The organism is Mesorhizobium sp. GbtcB19 (genome assembly GCF_019091085.1).
Lineage (GTDB): Bacteria > Pseudomonadota > Alphaproteobacteria > Rhizobiales > Rhizobiaceae > Mesorhizobium.
This window is the reverse complement of sequence record NZ_JAGXJY010000032.1, coordinates 1-17,036: the sequence shown is the minus strand read 5'-3', so window position 1 is coordinate 17,036 and position 17,036 is coordinate 1. Positions and strand designations below refer to the sequence as shown.

The following is a 17,036-nucleotide window of genomic DNA, read 5'->3' as shown; positions in this document are numbered from 1 at the left end:
GATGACGGGGAATATCATTGCATCGAACCCCGCGAATTGGGGCATGCGGCTATCCCCAGCGAGCTCTAAGCTGTCCCGGCCTCAAGGCCAAGGCAGCAAAGACCAAACCAGGCAAGATGTTCAATCGCTTGCGGATATAGGTTGCCATTGCCAGGTTCCAGACGACCAGTGCAAGCGTGAAGCCGACCGCCGCTCCGGTCGCCCCGCCCACCGCTATGCCGGCTGCACAAGCGACGACGGCGACCACGGAGCCGCCAACCATCGTCGTCGCGGCGGCCCACTCGTGCTTGGTCATGGTCAGGAGGTTTAGCTGGGGTCCGCAAACCGCATTGCAGAGGTAACCCATGATGAGGATTCGTGCGATCGGTGCTCCCATAGCAAAATCCCCGCCGAACCAGCTTAGGAGGGGTTCGGTGACCACCAGCAACGCCAGGGCCAATGCGAGCGCTCCGCTGAAACTCAGAACGGTTGCCCGTGAGAATAACCGCTGCAGTCCCTCGTGATCCCCTCGGGCATGAAGATCGGCAGCAGTCGGCGAGAACATCGTGCTTACCGCGACGCTCGAAAGACCGACCAGCAGCGCCACGTTTAGGCTTAGGGCAAAAATACCAGCCTCATGGACCCGGCCCGTCCAGCCCAGAAGTATGACTCCCGTTCGGCTTACGAGGGCATCAAGCCCGGTGATCAGCATGGTAGGAGGGATTGCGGACCGCCAGAAATGTCCGGAATAACTCGCCCGCTCGCTTTGCAGGTCCGTTGGCCGCAGCTTGATTGCCGTAAGGAGGACAAGCATTACGGTAACAGCCGAGCTTGCGACTACCGCCATCATGGCGAATGAGGCGTCTAAGGTAATCCAGCCCGAAAACGCCGCGCCGCCCACCAGGACCAACAGCAGGCCGTCGCGCGCCACACGCTCGGGCAAAAGTGCGGACACCACGCCTCCAAAGGCGCGGACCAAGGTGGCGCCAAGCGCATAGGCCGTCATTAGCGGCACGGCCGCCATCGCAAGCAGCATTGTCGCCTGAAGTTCCGGGTGAAGCTTCCCCGAAAAGGCAACGAGGCCGGCCCCTGCCAGCCCCGCCAGCACCGCGGCCGAGATCGACCACGACAGCGCGAAAATGATCACCCCCCGTGCCAGGTCAAAACGCCCAGCGGCCCTGTACTCTGGCACGAAGCGCAACAGCGATATGTTGAAGCCGAGTGTCGAGAGAGTTGCAAGAACGGTGCTGCAGGCCAACGCGTATGAGTAGATGCCGTAGCTCGTCGCGCCGACCACCCGCGCGATTCCAAGCTGTGCCATGCTGGTGAGGCCCGCACCACCGATATAGACCAGAAGGGCGAATATGCTCGCATGCAATAGACGCCGGCCCACATCATGGCGATGCCGGTTGAACACAGTAACGGATGATCGGCCTGCGGTGCCTCCGAGTGGGTGGGTATGAGTAACCCCGTCGGCCGCATGGAGTTCAGACGATTGACTTTCCGAGCGGCCTTCCGTGTTTCCCTTGTTATCCGCCTGTCCTGCGGCCGCCGACCCGCCATCGCGCGGGTGTTTGCCGAAGGGAACGCCGGTTCGCGACAATCGCGTCTGGATTTCCTGTTCCACCTGACAAAGGCCGATCGCGGTGGACTGTTCGTCGACTGCCTGAACCGAGACGTTGCTTCGCTGGGCGCTCTGGAGAACATTGCCAAGTTTTTCGAAGACATCGAAAACTTGCATGTTGCTGGCGAAGTCTACTTCTAAGAACCGTTCAGCAGGCGGTTCGTGCATCATTCTTGCCCGAAGCCGCGCTTCCACGACATCGCGCGGGACTGCCATCCAAATCACCAGATCGGCCCGAGGCGCAGATTCAAGCGCTCGCGCGATCAACCTGTCTTCCGCGGCGCCGTTGAACATTGCAAGGGACCCGATCGCCTGCACGAAGCCTTGGTCGAATATGATTATATTTGTTGATCCCTGCGCCCGTGTCCAGCAGCGTGACAGACGAACTATGTACTGCCAGATACGTATTCGCCGTATAAGGCTCTTTGGTGGTATTGTTCTTACAAATTTATTTGCTAGTGCAATATCACTGCTTCGCCAAAATGAAGAAAAAAGTGCCAGAACTGTGATGAAAATGGCGGATGATATTCGGGAGGTTACCGTGAAAATGCCGAAGCGGTCCCAGCCGCCGCCTCTATTGCGGGGCAGGTAGCACAGGGTGACTTGGGCAACATACCCGCGGTCGCGCAAATGCTTGGCAAGGGCGTTCGCGAAGGTTGTTTTGCCGGATCCCGCTGGTCCGAAAAGTTCAATGATCATGCCGTTTCAATCCAGAGATCGAGTTGGCCGGTTCTGCCCTCTCAACAGCCCTTCGACAAAAGCCCGAGTCGGTGGTTGACGTGTTGTTTGAGATTCACCTGGCTGGGAACGCTGACGCCTCCTATGCAAGCCAGGTGGGGGTTCATCTTGCCTCTCCCGAGAGTGCGAGGCACCCCAGGCGCACGACGTGGCTAACGACTTGATTTTCTCTCATTGCCGGTTGCAACGCTTCCGCCTGACATCCGCCCGAACCACGCTAGGGACATGCCTGCCCACTGTCCTCGTCCGTTTAAATGAAGCAGGGTGCCAAGCGCCGCTACCAGTGTGCCGAAACAGCTTCGACGGGCTGCGCATCCTGACAAAAGTCGGCGCGGCGCAAGGCAAGGTCCGTCGCACTGTCGCTCACTTTGGTGATCACCAATTCTGACCGTCGGCGCCTGTATGTTACTTGTAGCTAATTTAGGTGTCGGCTAGGCAGCCATGGGGGCTTGTCGAATCAGACGAAGGAAATCGGATGACAACTCTCCACTATGCGGCCGGCGGGCCGGCTACGGCCACTGCCGCCGACGGCTTCAATCTGGCCGACGTTCAAAGCGTTGACCAGCTCAACGCACTTCCGGCCGGCATGAAGGGCTTGGTCTGGCTTAACCAAGTCGACGGAACAACGTCCTCCTTTATCCAACAGGTCACGCCCTTCATCGGTAATCCGAATTTGTACGGCTTCTACCTTGCCGACGAGCCGGATCCCACTGGCAAATGGGGCACCTACGCATCGGCCGCGAATCTGATGGCCGAATCCGACTGGATCCATTCCAACGTGCCAGGTGCGAAGACTTTCATCACAATGATGAACATGGGGTCCTCTGCGAACCCGGACTTTTCGAACACGTATAATCCCGCCAACACGCATATCGACTATTACGGGATAGACCCCTATCCGGTGCGTACGGGAACAAGCACGATCGACTACAACATGATCGACAGGGCTGTGAGCGCGGCCGAGGCGTCGGGTATACCGGGCAGCCAGATCGTTCCGGTCTATCAGTCGTTTGGCGGCGGCACTTGGACGACCGACACCGGCGGCCAGTACGTGATGCCTACCCCGGCCCAGGAGCAGACCATGATGGACCATTGGTCCAAGCTGGTACCGTCGCCTGCGTTCGACTATGCCTATGCATGGGGTTCCCAGCAAGGGGACACCGCGCTTGGAAGCGATCCGGCACTGCAAGCCGTCTTCCTCCAGCACAACACCCAGGCTTCTGGTTCAACGTCGACAAGCGGTTCTACCTCGACAAGTGGTTCCACCTCGACAAGCGGTTCCACCTTTTATGGCACTCCCGGCGCCGACGTGCTCCACGGAACAACCGGCGCCGACACACTGATCGGCGGCGCCGGCAACGACACCTACTATGTCGACAACAGCGGTGACCGGGTGATCGAGGCAATCGGTGGCGGCACGGACAAGGTGCTTGCCTCGGTGAGCCATGCTCTTTTGCCTGGTTCGGAGATCGAATTCCTTACCACCACGAATTCCGCAGGCACGACGGCGATCAACCTGACCGGCAACGGTTTCGCCCAGACCATCCAGGGCAATGCCGGCGCCAATGTCATCAACGGCGGCGGCGGCGCCGACATCCTGACCGGAAATGGCGGCAAGGACGTCTTCGTCTTCAATTCGGCTCTTAACGCCGGCAATGTTGCCAGGATAACCGACTTCAGCGCCAGCCAGGACAAGATCCAACTCGACCACACCATTTTCGCGGGGCTTCAGGCGGGTGCCCTGCCAGCAGATGCCTTCCACATTGGGAAGGGCGCGCATGACAGCACCGACCACATTATCTACAACAGCACGACCGGAGCGCTTTCTTTTGACAGCGACGGCAACGGCAGCGCTCATCAGGTACAATTCGCCACCCTTGCTCCCCATCTCTCGCTAACAGCATCTTCGTTCGTTGTTGCGTGAATCTCGACAGGCGTGTGGCCTCCGGGCCCGATACATGAGCGGGAGCAGGCGAGCCAAGTGCGACACGCCCCTAGGGCGGGACCGCAAGCCCGCCGCTCCCGGCCGTCGACATGCTCACCCGAACGCGGCGAAGCGTTCTGTGCTCATGTCGCCTCCTATGCCGATGATTTCGTCATCCTCAACCGCAATCGACAAACCTATCCGTTCGTGACCTGCACCTTTGCGAACAGCGCCGACAGCACCCAAAGGGTCAAGGACGCCGCGCCGATCACTTTCGTGTACGGCTCCCAGGGCCAAGCTAAAGGATCCGCCAAACCTCTTTTTTCACCGCGCGAATAACGTCTGCCAAAGGTTGTTGGGCGTCGATGGAAACCACGTGCGCTCCCGAGAATCTCAACCGCGGAATCGCCTCGATACGACTCGTCACCACAGCAGGATCCATGTCCGGCTCGCGCTTCGCGCAAGTCTCCGGCGGGACAATCAGCTTAATGACGAGATCTGGTGGAAGGCGATGGGCAAGAGAATAGGCTGTTGCCTCGAATCGGCGAAGCCATGGCGGCACCACAGCCAGACGTGACATCAGCGGACCTTCGTTGAAGCCATCGATCTCATTCTGCGGGTATCGATCGGTAATGACCACCAGCCCCCGATTGGCTCCGCGATGCGCCGCCGACAGCTTGATGCGCTTATCGACGGCGACGGCTGTGGCCCAGATCATCAGGAGCATACTGTAGAGCGGGCCTGGAGGCCGATCTGAGATCTTGCCGTGCGATGCGCCTTTGGGCTTGGTCCTAACCAAGGGGGTGATCAAAGGTACGATCAGCTTGAACGGCCATAGTACGAAGGACGGCCTTCCGGCTCCGGTGCCGAAGTAGATCGGCACGGTATCAATCTCCTGGCTAAGCCACTCCCGGATTGTCGTGACGACGGTGGACTTCCCGCTGCCATCAACGCCGACCACAGCCACCACGTGGCCGCCGCCCGGCGCTCGACGGCTCCACGGCCGGGATGCCCCGAGAAAACGTTTGTTCAAGCTGCCGGCGACCCAGTGGACAGCGCGCCCCAGGCTCCGCAGCCCCGCCTCAAATGCGTTGTAGGTGCGATGAGGACGAAAATGCCTCTTGATGCGCCGCCGGAGGCGTCGCTGATCTTCCAGCGCCGGTTTGCCGTAGAGGGCGGCGACAATTATCTCTGCCAGATCATCACCCAACAGTTCAGCGGCTCGGCTGCGGAGCGTCAAGCGATCATCGCGGACGGCAAGTTCCATCCGATCGAGCGCGAACTTGTGCGTTTCAGCCCGCCAGTTGCGGAGCATAACAGGATCTGACCGCCTCAATTCAAGGCAACTGCGTACGATCAACAGCAATGCCTCGTCCACCGGGTCCAATATACGGATCGGCAGCATTGGATGAACGACAGTCCGCGCCAAAATTGCTTCTTGCCATGGCAGACAGTAGTTCTTGAGGAGGCTGTTGCCCGAGATCAATCGGAAGTGCAAATGAAGATGAACGAGTCGGCTGCTCGGTTCGTCGTAACCTAGAAAGCTAAGCATCGAAGGATGGTCACGGTACGCTACGCAAGGAAAAAGTTTGAGGCCCCGCTGAAGGAGAATTGCCTGGGCGCGGTGCAGATCCTGCTTCGCGACCAGTAGATCGAGATCTCCATCGCCCGCTAAGCCTCGATGGACCCTTTTGCTGCTTTTCCAGGAACAATAGGAAATGTCCTGCCGATGAAAGTCGTTCAAGACCGTCAGTATCAGTGGCAGGATCGCGTTCTCCGCGCCCGAGCGGCCGATCACATCTGTCTTGTGTGGAGCGTCGTGTTTCATCTTCGGGCCCCTTCCGCCTGGACAATTGCACGGTTTCGCAGGCTTTTTTATTTCCTCATCCCTTGGACTGACGATGAAGGTATTGCGATTGTGGCTTCGATTGGCCGCTATCTGCCCCGTCCCGTCCCCGACGAGAACTCGCCCACGTCACCGTAGCGATATCGAGCGTGTTTCTTGAGATCGACCTGCGTCGCGATGGCCATCGCAAGATCGCCATGTTCCCTGTCGAGGCCGCCGGACTTATGAAGCAGATCCAACGCATTCTGAGCCACCTCGCGCCTTGTGCTCCCCCATTTCACGACCAGAAGCAATCTGTCGGCAATCGAAGGAAGCAACCGAGCCTCCACAGCACCAAGGACTGATGGACCGTCAATAATCACGTAATCGTAACGCTCGCGAAGCTGACGGATGAGGTCCGCCATCTGTTCGGTGGCGGTCAAGGGATCGAGGCGGTAACCGGGCATGGGGAGATAGTCGAACCCGGCCTCCGCGATATGCCGGATGAGCTCCGCCGGCGGTCGGCTTTGCAGGGACAAATCGACGATTCGTCTGTCGTTGAACTCGCCAACTCGCGCGCCTCTCCGAAAATCGAGACCTACCAAGAGCACGCTGCGCCCAAGAAAGCCGATATAGGCCGCGAGGCTCTGGGCGAACCTGGTTTTCCCTTCCCCAGGAATGCTGGAGCTGATCAAAACCACCTTCACGTTACCGGGTTTTGCCATCCGCAGCGTCGCGACCACCGACCATAATGCGCTCGCGTAAGGGGAAAACGGCTTTGTCCGGAGATACTTGCCGAGGCGAGACAGGTGTCTGCGGGGGATCCGCGGTACAAGGCCGATGCACGAGAGACCAAGCGCATCGTCAATGTCGCGCTCGCTTCGCAGACCTCGATCCAGCCGTTCCAGGGCGAGAGCCATTAAACTCGCGCAGATCAAAGAGGCGATCAAGGCAGGGAGCACGAACAGGATCGGATTCGGAGAGCTCGGCCGGGACGGCGGAGACGCAAGCGAGAGGATGCTTGCTTCCGGGTCTACCAGCTCGTCTTGTTCACGGATATCCTTCTGTCGTTGTATAAGACTTTCGTAAAGCTGCGCGCTGGTGGCCGCCCAGCGCTCTAGTTCGTGCGGGTCTGAAGCAGCATCTTGTGCCTTGCCGCCGACGATCCGGCTTGCACCGGACCCCGGTTGGCCGGCCTGGAGGGCCGCGTTATCCCGCTCGATCTCGTCCTTGACAGCCGAAATTCGTTCTTCGAGCCGAGCTATTTCGTTGGTGCTGTAGGCCCGCTGCTGCTCGATGCTGTTCTGGACATAGAGCTCGATGGTCCGGTTGACGATTTCGGCAGCCTTCTCAGGGCTCGTCCACTCGAAGCTGACGTCGATGACACGTGAGCGGCGGTCCTGCAGGACCTGCAGGCGACGCTGAAGATCGTCCAATGTGAGCCCTGTTCCTGCTCGTTTGTGCCCGGTAAGCGCCCCAATCCATACATCCAGCCGCCGCTTGAGTTCTTTCAAGCTTAACGGCCCGGCTTCGGTCGTGCTTGGCACGGCGGCAACAGAATCCACTTCGGGTTCGGATGTCGCTCCTCGGAAGCCCGTCTCTTTGCGCAGGCTGTCAAGGACGCGCTGCAAGTGGGCGGGAGAGGTCAGCATCGTCAAATGGGTGTCGACGGCCTGCTGGACCGCTTCAGGGCTGAGGGGAGTGGCAGCCCGAACAAGGATTTGCGCGGTTGCGGTATATTTGGGTGTGATGAGCAGACCCGTGACTCCAGCCAGTATCGTTCCCAGCGCCGCTACCGTGAGAATAGGTTTGGCCCTCCGGCGCAGGATTCCGATCACCTGCTGGAAACCCAGTTCGGGAACTATCGTGGCGTGATTGTCTGGCCGCTCGTTCTCGAAATCAGGTTCAAATGGCATGGGGTCTGTGGTGCGACTGCGCGCCTTGGTGGTCCGGCGTCCGACCTTGGAGGACCATGTCTCGCCGCCCGCGCTATCCGTCAAATGCATCCGTACCTCCATGCCAGTGGTGCGTTTCCGCAATTAGCTCGACCCGACGCGCAGTTTGCTCGTGCCATATCCGATCCGGAGCGGAGAGCGCGGAAGAATGCCGCTCAGCGCTTTACCTCCAGCGACGGACAGCAGTCGATCCGTTGGCCTAGGCTCCGCGACCAGGCACAGTGCGATCACAAACCAAAAGATCGGATGCCGGAGGATGAAGGTAGCGATCGAGTATATGCAGAGACCGCAGAGCAGGGTCGGCAGCCCCGCTTGCCCGGTCCGGTAAGCGAACCAGAAAGCCGTTGCCACGATCCAGATGAAGCTCAAAACAATGATCAGTCCGCCTTGGGTGAAAAGATCGAGAAATGTGTTGTGCGCCTCGAAGTTCGGCGCAAAGGTGAGTTTGGGGTGTTCGACAAAGTCGGGCTGTTCTGTGTCCAAGTTCCTCTGCGACACGATGGAATGGGGTATTTCGAGGTGCGGCCCAGGGCCTAAACCCAGCATCCCGGATCCGACACCTCGCCGGATCGCCTGTCCCCATAGCTCGAATCGCAGCGAGGTCTTCTCCTCCGTTTGCTCCGGATTTTCCCGTTCCATCGAATTGGCGAGGCCCTGAGCCTCGACGGCAATCGAGTAAGCCAGCGGGACCACCGAAACGACGATCAGCGGTAAAGCCAGCACGATCATCCAGGCGAACGCGGAGCGAAAACTGACCCGCGGTGCACGTAAGACCAGCCAAGTTCGGAATTTGAATGCGATGAAGATCGGGCCCGCGGCTACAAGAATGAGACTGAATGAGTCGCTGCCCGTAAGCCGGCCCACGTAGACGGGGGCGATAGCGCAGGCGAGGGCTGCAATCCTCGTGCCGAGCCGGGTGGCGGTTTCGGCGAGATGAAGCGACAGCATTCCAAGCACCATACAAAGCACGGCAAGCTGATGAGGGTTCGATGACCAGCCACGGACTTGATCCCACCACCAAGGGTCGACCGCCGGGATATCGAACAGTCCCCAGGCGTTAGCGAGTTGCGCAGCGACAACCGGGGTGCCGAGCGCGCACAGAAGCCAGCTGACGCGACGCAAATGGGGGCCGGCATCGGGCCCGATCAGGCTCAGGCAGCTTACGGCGGCCAAAAGAGGATAGGCCATAACATCATGTATGAACCACTCGGGATCGTGCCGGTCGCCGATGAAGGCAGCTGTCAGCGTGCCGAGGCTTTGCGCAATGGTAAAAAACGACCAAAAGATAAGTAGTCGCGAAAGAGCCGGCGTAAGGGACGAGCCAAGGCGAGTCGCCTCGCGGCCGAGCGTGAGAGCTATCCAGACGAGAAGACAAATTTCGCCCGGTCCCACTGGAAAGCCCGCGAGCCGCAATTGCGAAGCAGGTGTCAGCAGTAGCCCGAGCACGAACAACACGTCCGGTATCATCGGCGCATGTCCCAATCCAGGGGTTCGTCCTTCCGCCGGCGGTTGAGAGCCGCGATCTGAAAGCTCCTTGTGAAACGCCAGGCAGAGGACAATGTCCCAAATCGTCTGTCCGTCACCTCCCTTGGGCAGCCTCCAAGCTCATAGCCTGCGGGACACCGTACCCGGTTGCGCCGCTGTCGAGCGGTCACCATTTGAGCGCCCTCGCTCGGTCCGATCTGACATTCATCGCGCGGTCACCGCGGCGCGAAAACACCGCCTGCAAATCCGGCGAACTGCCGAGAGCCGCATCTGCATTCTGCGATCCCCAGCTATAGGCGTAGTCGAACACGGGTGTTGGTATGAGCACGTCCCAACGGGCCAGAATTTGCTCTAACTGACTGACAGTCGGCAGCGTGTACTGACCGCCGCCGTCATCGACCCAGTTGCCGCCGCCAAAGGTTTGATAGACCGGGACCATACTATCGCGTGGCACGTCCGCGGACTCTGCCGCAGCGATATAGAGATCGATCTCGTTGTAATCACAACCCGTCAACTCCGTCCGGCAGGGATAAGGGTCGATACCGAACAGGTCTACGTGTGAGTTGGCGGGGTTGTAGGTGCCGGTGAACGACGGCTTCCTGGACGAAGTCGTGGTCATAAGGAGGATGAATGTCTTTGCGCCGGGCACGTTGGCATGAATCCAGTCGGACTCGACCTTCAGATTGTCAGCCGTGCAGCGACGGCGCTGCAGACCCGTTGGGTCTGGGTCATCCATCAGATAGAAGCCGAACAGTTTGGCGTTGCCGATGTATGGCCGGACGGTGTTGAGGAACGTGGTATCGACGCCATTGCACTGGCCAACCCACACGAGGCCCCTGACGCCGTCCGGCAAAGAATTGAGCTGAGTGACGCTATTGACGTCCGCCAGATTGAAACCAGCGGCGCCGGGAAGATAATTTCCGTGCGAGTCGAAGTTGCCGTTGGAAGTGAAATGCAACGTGGTGCTAGGCTCTGTGCGGGCCGGCACATCAAACACAAGGCTTTGCAGGAGCAATATACTCGCGGCCAGTTGAGCAGCCCCCGCAGATCGCAGGAGGTGCACGGCCTTCGCACTCATCGCTATGGCGCGCCGCATGTGTGACCTCGTTGCTCGGGCGTGTCTTTGTCATCCTTGAGCCGAGACCCGCGCGAGCTATCAATGAGGTCCCTGTAGACAGCGGCCTGACAAGCGACGACGTGTTCGAGGGAGAATTCCTTTCTGACGCGCTCGGCCGCGCGACCGGCCATGATCCGCCCATTCTCTCGATTGCCGAGCAGGTCGAGAATTTTTGCAGCCAACATGCGGGGTGCTCCGGGCGGAACCAGGAAGCCATTCCATCCGTCGCAAATGACCTCGGCGCAACCGGGCATGGTAGTGGTCACGATCGGCACACCGGCGAGTGCCGCCTCCAGAAGCACCCGTGGCACACCTTCCCGATACTCGGTCGGAAACGCGAATACATTCGCGAGCGCGAGCAGTGATGGGATGTCCGATCTCGGTCCTATCGCCTTCACGTAGGGCGCATGCCGCTCGATCTCCGCTTGCGTCACCGCAAGCGGCCCTTCGGATTCACGCGGCCCGACAAGCAGGAAGCGTACATCGGGACGCACTTCGTGCACCTCAGCTGCCGCTTTGAGCAGCGCCGGAATACCTTTCTGCCGAGTCATCCGCGTCACGGTGATCACGACTTCGGCGTCGCCGAGCCCAAGATCCTTGCGAAGCTGGGTTGGCGACGGTCCTGACGTCAACGCTCGATCGAAACCATCGACATCGACACCAGCGCCAGGAATCAGCACGGGTTTGTTCCCTGCCATCCCGTGGCGCTCGAAGAATGCAAGATCGTCACCAATTTCGAAAACCGTTGCCGCGGTTCTGCGAGCCGCAATTTTGTGGAGCACGCGATAGACTGGACGCAACGTCAAGGCCGTGGGAGATCGCGACGAATAGAGGAAAGCCCGTCCGTTGATCGTGCGAATGACCAATACGCCAGGAGTGCTTCGCGCAGCCAACGGAAGGAACACGGATGGTTTGGTGTCGAAGCTCTGTGCGAGATCGGGCTGCACCTCGACAAGGATCTTCGAAATGCTCCTGACCGCGGCCCAATCGGCCAGCGGACTGACGAAACGGTCGAAATGGAAGCGCCGATAGCTGATGCCTGCTTGCGCAAACGGGCCGGGTTCGCCTGTTCCAGCCGCGGTGACGCGAAAGCCGTGATTGCGCAGGGCGGACATGGCCGGAATACGAAGATGATGGTCTTCGCCTCCGATGTAGAGCAGATGGGGCTGCAGGGGGCCGCGTCCCTCCATAGGCGTCCCATTTGAATCGTCACGAATGAGGTGAGGACCCTGCCTGCGATCGCCGCTCGGCCGGCTCATGCTATCTAGATTCACATTCGACATCTGCCCACCTCCCAGGAACGGCTCATCGAGGTGTTCGCGCAGAGTGGCAACGGTCCGATCGTCCCGAGCGGCTCCAGCTCCTGCGTGTAGTTGAATCCGCATGTCCCACTGATCCCCATCGCCGCAAACGCTGCGAATGAGGTGGCCGAGATATCCGGTCGTGATGTGAATTTCTCTGATGTCATAGCGCCGGAGCCCATTTGAGCACGAACTCGAGGACAGGCCGCGCTCCGATCGGCATCAGCGGCTTTTGGCAAAATGGATGTATGCGGCCGTAAGCGCGTTCCCTTCCCGCCGCATTGAATGACAGCGTTCATGTTGTCCTTCGTGCGCTAGAGCTCGCAATCGTTGAAGTACCGTGTCGTGATCGCATCTGCCCGACTTCGGCGATCACAAGCGGGCTGGAGCGGATTTGAAAAACTAATCACAAGACTTTCCGCGCGTCTTCGTGCGTTCGCAGGAGATGCCGCAGCATGGCTTCAACGGTAAGCGCTCACTTAGTCCGCCTCCTGCCGAGCCTGACGTGATCGTGCGAAGAGCCTCCGATTTGGACAGAGGTGTTTGCATGGAGCGAAACGGCAAATGGGCGTCCGTTTGGACGTCTCAACCGACGGCTATGCTGCTTTGCCCATGATCAATTCGAAGGGCCGTCGATATCTCCGGCGTTCACCTAGGTTCTTCAAAGCTGCAGAGACGCGAGGTTGTGAGCTGGAAACAGCGTATGTCTTGCCCCGAACAGCGCCACCGCAGGGCACCTGGCTACATTTTCTTTCCAACACCCGTCGCACCGAGATCGGGCAGGCTAAAGTGAACTCGCGAATTCCTGATTTCATGCTGGAAATTAGATCGAAGTATGAACAGATGACCGTGGGTGCCGAATTGGGATCGTTGTGGACCAGGATGATCGTGCTGGTTTTTCGAGACGAACTCTCCAGTCAGACGGCCGCCATCAGTGAATGTTTGTATCGGTGGTTTTCGACATGTCGGCAATCAGTGGCGAGACGGTACGGAACTATACGGTAAGACTTTCGATTCTGACCCACGAAACACTCAATAAAAACAACGATCACAATACGCCCTCCGGGCCCACCATTATCGTTATTTATCAATGCTTTATAGGGTGGTCGCCACGAGGTTCGCCAAGCATCGGCTTGCGCGTGACTAGAGGCACGACTCGATCCATGCCCTGGACCGCCAGCCGAACTTGCGATGCCTCGCACGAATAGAGTTCGGCATGATCGATGGTGTCGACGATAAGCGCGCGCTCGATGCCGAGGCTGCATCGACATAGGGCAGGGAGCTTCGTCCGCGCAAACGCGCCCGCCGAGGCGGTGCGACCGACATGCCTGGCCTAGCGTTCGAGGTCCGGTCTGGCCCGACTGCGGGGAAGCTTACCGCTTGTGATTTGCCTGTCCGTCCGCGAACTCGGCGAAAAGGGGCTATGGACCTGAAGGATGCGGCGGCCAAAAACCATGATCAGTATCGCTATGAAATAGCCCGTCTGCAGCAGCAAGGCGGCAGCCAAAGTCCACGCCAGTGATAGCCAGGGAGACAGGGTCGCGGCATAGACCCATCCCATCGTGATGACGAGCGATGCCGTCATCCCGATCAAAAATCCAGGAAAGTACACGTTCTCACCGAGGTTTGAGACAATCCAACGCCTACCCGCCGTCAAGCTGCCGATTTTGACGAAATCGGCGTGGCTACGACCGCTGGTTTCGGGTCGGCGCTGAAGTCATGGCCGGCTCAGATTCCGCCGAGGTTTTGTCGACTTAGCGTAGAGAAGATCCCGGTCGCGCGGGCAGCTTCCGTTGGCCGCGCGGCAAACGGCAGGTGTGCAACTCATGACCCGGTAACGTGTTCGTAGTGTGAGGACGTCCGGCCCATGCAGGCCTGTATGATGCCTGCGATGCTGCCCACGTGCCACGCCGCACGCACGAGCGTCTGTCCCCGGGTGAATGGAATGGTTGTGACGCAGAGGCATAACGACAACGTCCTGCCCATGAGCGAACCAGGCAGTCGCAGCAATACGCCGCGTTTCGGACTGTCGAGCCTTTTTCTGAACTTGGCGATCGTTTCGTCTCGACTGCGCTTGTACCGGTAGAAGAGGCTCAGCCGATCTTCCGGGACGGTTTCGTAGGCGACGGCAAATGGGGTCCAGCCCGTATTTGCGCCAAGCTTTCCGGCCTCCGCCCACAAGAGCCCGTCTTCGCCGCCCGCCAGCCCCAATCCGGTTTCAAAGCGCAATCCGGTGCGGCGAAGGAAGGAGAGGCTGCCCATCCAGCTCCCGGTCGCGATCGGTATCTGCGCGACCTCGCCGTTGTTTCGGCGACGCAGCAGCTTTGCCTCGCTGTGTCTGTTCATCCTGTCAATTCCGGACCAGACCAGCTTTTGCCAAAAGGATGCGTCCGGTGCTGCCGGGGCAATCCGCACCGGGGAGCCGACAATATCGAGGTTGAAGGTGTCCCGCTCCGCGAGAAGCTCGACGAGCCAGTCCGGCTCCACGGCTTCGTCGTCATCCGCGAATGTGAGCAGGTCATTGCCGGCGCCGAGTGCACAGTCCAGAACCTTGTTGCGTGCAAAGGCTATGCCGAGCCGCGGCTCCAGCTCATATCGAACGCTCCATTGCGGCAGCCTTTCGCGAAAACGCGTGACGATATCTTGCAGCGTGAACCGGTCATTGTTCTCGACGATCACGAAATCCAGGCGAACGCCGGCGGGCACATGTATCCCGGCATATGAATTGAGAAGGTTCCGCAGCATCAGGGGACGGCCACGCGTAACCGTTCCGACACAAATGCTGCGCTCCCGCGCGGGCATCTCGCTTGTCGCTGCTGTGCGGCACATGATCAGCCGGTGAGACATTTGCGCAGCACGGTTGCCCAGCCGTCCGTGCTGCGCGGCAGCCTGCGCGGCAGGCGCAGAAAGTCGTCTCCGCTTCTTACCCTGCCGCGACGGGTCGTCGTGGCGGTGATGTAGCCCGCCTCGGCAACCATGTCCCTGACCCGGGGAGACAGGTCACCGTAAGGATAGCAGAAGGCGTCCACCGCGCTGCCGAACAAATCCTGCAATTCAAGGCGGACATCGGTGATCTGGCGCCGCGCCTCGGCTGGGGTGACCGTGGTGAGGCGCACGTGGTCGAGCGTGTGGGCGCCAATCTCGTGGCCGTGTCTGCTCCATTCACATATTTCGTGTCCGGACATGCAGGCCGAGTAGGGTACGCCGAGTGCCGCGTCCCATTCGTTGAAGCCGCCGATCTGCCTGCTTACGATGTAGCTCGTCGCCGTGAAACCGAACGTATCAAGGATCGGAAGCGCATTGCGATAGACGTTGCGAAAGCCGTCATCGAAGGTAATGCCGACCACCTTTCCCGACTTGTTCCCCTTCAGGTATGGCAACAGGTCCCGCATCGACAGGCCGGTCCAGCCCGTTCGCTTCAACCACGTCATCTGACGGAGGAAATTGCGCGAATCCACCGTGAGATAGGCAGAGGGGCTGCCGCGATCGAGGGGTTCGGCTATTTGATGGTACATCAATATCGGTATCGGCATGGCACGCTGGGGGGACTCAAAGGTCGAGGCTAGGCTGAGCCGAAAGCACCACACCGGTGCATGAATTCCGTCGAGGTTTTGCGAAGGAAGCGTGGAGAAAAGGGCCGTCGCCGCGCGCTCGGTTTCACTCTCGCGAAAGCGCGTCGACCGGATCGAGCCGTGCGGCGTTGCGGGCCGGCAGGAAGCCGAAGGCCAGGCCGATGGCTATTGCCGAAAGGCAGGCGGCGAGGATCGAAGGGGTCGAGAAGATCATCGGAAACTCGCCATCGGCCGAGCCAAGCGTCGCGCCGGCAATAAGCGCGAGAGCGACCCCGAAAACCGCGCCCGCCAGGCAGATCGCCACAGCCTCGATCAGGAACTGCAGCATGATGTCGACGCGCCGCGCGCCGACCGCCATGCGCAGCCCGATCTCCTTGGTGCGCTCCGTGACGGACACCAGCATGATGTTCATGACACCGATGCCACCGACAATCAGCGCGATCACCGCGACCGCCGAGATCAGCAGCGACATGGTCTGCGAGGTGCGCTGCACGGTCTTGCGCAATTGATCGCTGTTGAAGGCGAAGAAATCCTTGCTGCCGTGCCTGAGCGTCAGCAGGCTGACGATCGCGCGCTCGGCCATTGCCGTGTCGACATTGTCGGCAACCCGGATCGTGACGCCGTTGAGACCGGACGACGAGCCGGTCATGCGTGCCTGAACGCTTGTATAGGGCAGGTAGACCTGCAGGCTTTGAGCGCCTCCAGCCGCACCGCCGGTCTTCGGTGCGAGCACTCCGGCGACGGTGGCCGGCACCTGGCGGACCGTGATCAGCCGGCCGATGGGATTCTCGCCCCTGGCAAACAGGCGGCGTCGCGTATTGTCGTCGATCACGACCACCTGCAGCCTGCCGGCGACACTCTTGGCGTCGAACAGTCTGCCGGAGCCGATCTTCAGATTGTTCACTTGGAAATAGCTCTCGCCAACACCGTTGATCGTGACGTTGACCGAGACGTTGCCGAAGCGGGCCAATCCGGATGTGGAAAGTTCGGGCGAGACGCTGTCGACATAGGGCTGCCTCTCAAGCGTGCGGGCGTCCTCTGGAACGAGTGTCCTGATGCTTGCGGCGCGCTCGTCGCCCCAATCCTTGCCGGGGTAGATGCCGATGGCGCTGACGCCCAGATCGCTGACCTGCGCGAGCACCTTGCGCCGGGATCCCTCGCCGAGCCCGACCACGGCGACAACGGCGGCTATGCCGATGACGATACCCAGCATGGTGAGAAAGGTGCGCACGCGGTGGGCGGCCATCGACCGGAAGGCCATGGGCAACGCCTCGGCGAAGCGCCGCCAAAAGCTGGACAAGGCCCCCAGCGCGACAGCCGCCGGCATGTCGGCGCGCAGATGGGGCGCGGGTTGGAGCTTGCGGCGGTCGGCGACGATCCTGCCGTCCTTGATCTCGATGACGCGGTCGGCATGTTCGGCCACGCTGGCGTCGTGCGTCACCATGATTTTGGTGTGGCCCTCGGCGTGGTGTTCCTTGAGGATAGCCATGTCCGTCTCGCCGCACTTGCTGTCGAG

Annotated in this window: 11 protein-coding genes; 1 reads left to right on the top strand and 10 read right to left on the bottom strand. The window is 60.1% G+C overall.

Annotated elements, in window-relative coordinates:
• Positions 1 to 49: 49 nt before the first annotated feature.
• Positions 50 to 2,302: an AAA family ATPase gene (locus KVT37_RS30090; protein ID WP_217578652.1), complete on the bottom strand. Its 2,253-nt coding sequence runs from the start codon at positions 2,300 to 2,302 to the stop codon at positions 50 to 52.
• Positions 2,303 to 2,816: 514 nt separating this feature from the next.
• Between KVT37_RS30090 and KVT37_RS30085 the strand changes: the two genes are divergently transcribed.
• Positions 2,817 to 4,265, top strand: a complete 1,449-nt coding sequence (locus KVT37_RS30085) for a calcium-binding protein (RefSeq protein WP_217578651.1) — start codon at positions 2,817 to 2,819, stop codon at positions 4,263 to 4,265.
• A gap of 298 nt (positions 4,266 to 4,563) precedes the next feature.
• On the opposite strand, the gene KVT37_RS30080 is transcribed toward KVT37_RS30085, so the two are convergent.
• The 9 genes from KVT37_RS30080 to KVT37_RS30040 all read right to left on the bottom strand — a co-directional run.
• Positions 4,564 to 6,093, bottom strand: coding sequence for a hypothetical protein (locus KVT37_RS30080; protein WP_217578650.1), 1,530 nt, complete (start codon positions 6,091 to 6,093; stop codon positions 4,564 to 4,566).
• 107 nt (positions 6,094 to 6,200) lie between these two features.
• Positions 6,201 to 8,096 carry a polysaccharide biosynthesis tyrosine autokinase gene (locus tag KVT37_RS30075; protein ID WP_217578649.1) on the bottom strand — a complete coding sequence of 632 codons (1,896 nt, stop codon included), beginning with the start codon at positions 8,094 to 8,096 and terminating at the stop codon, positions 6,201 to 6,203.
• Positions 8,097 to 8,129: 33 nt separating this feature from the next.
• The gene (locus tag KVT37_RS30070; RefSeq protein ID WP_217578648.1) at positions 8,130 to 9,512 is read right to left on the bottom strand and encodes an O-antigen ligase; all 1,383 of its coding nucleotides are present in this window, start codon (positions 9,510 to 9,512) and stop codon (positions 8,130 to 8,132) included.
• Between the two features lie 184 nt (positions 9,513 to 9,696).
• Positions 9,697 to 10,626, bottom strand: a complete 930-nt coding sequence (locus KVT37_RS30065; protein ID WP_254634357.1) for a hypothetical protein — start codon at positions 10,624 to 10,626, stop codon at positions 9,697 to 9,699.
• Positions 10,611 to 11,930 (bottom strand): glycosyltransferase, encoded by a 1,320-nt coding sequence (locus KVT37_RS30060; protein ID WP_217578647.1) that lies wholly within the window; start codon positions 11,928 to 11,930, stop codon positions 10,611 to 10,613. The genes KVT37_RS30065 and KVT37_RS30060 overlap by 16 nt, the downstream gene beginning before the upstream one ends.
• A 1,351-nt stretch (positions 11,931 to 13,281) precedes the next feature.
• A complete protein-coding gene (locus KVT37_RS34000; protein WP_368860639.1) occupies positions 13,282 to 13,509 on the bottom strand; it encodes an exopolysaccharide production repressor protein in 228 nt (75 codons plus the stop codon).
• A 263-nt stretch (positions 13,510 to 13,772) separates the two neighbouring features.
• A complete protein-coding gene (locus KVT37_RS30050; RefSeq protein ID WP_217578665.1) occupies positions 13,773 to 14,750 on the bottom strand; it encodes a glycosyltransferase family 2 protein in 978 nt (325 codons plus the stop codon).
• A 29-nt stretch (positions 14,751 to 14,779) separates the two neighbouring features.
• A complete protein-coding gene (locus KVT37_RS30045; RefSeq protein WP_217578645.1) occupies positions 14,780 to 15,481 on the bottom strand; it encodes a polysaccharide deacetylase family protein in 702 nt (233 codons plus the stop codon).
• Positions 15,482 to 15,605: 124 nt separating this feature from the next.
• On the bottom strand, positions 15,606 to 17,036 hold a 1,431-nt coding region (locus tag KVT37_RS30040), incomplete at its 5' end, for an ABC transporter permease (protein ID WP_217578644.1).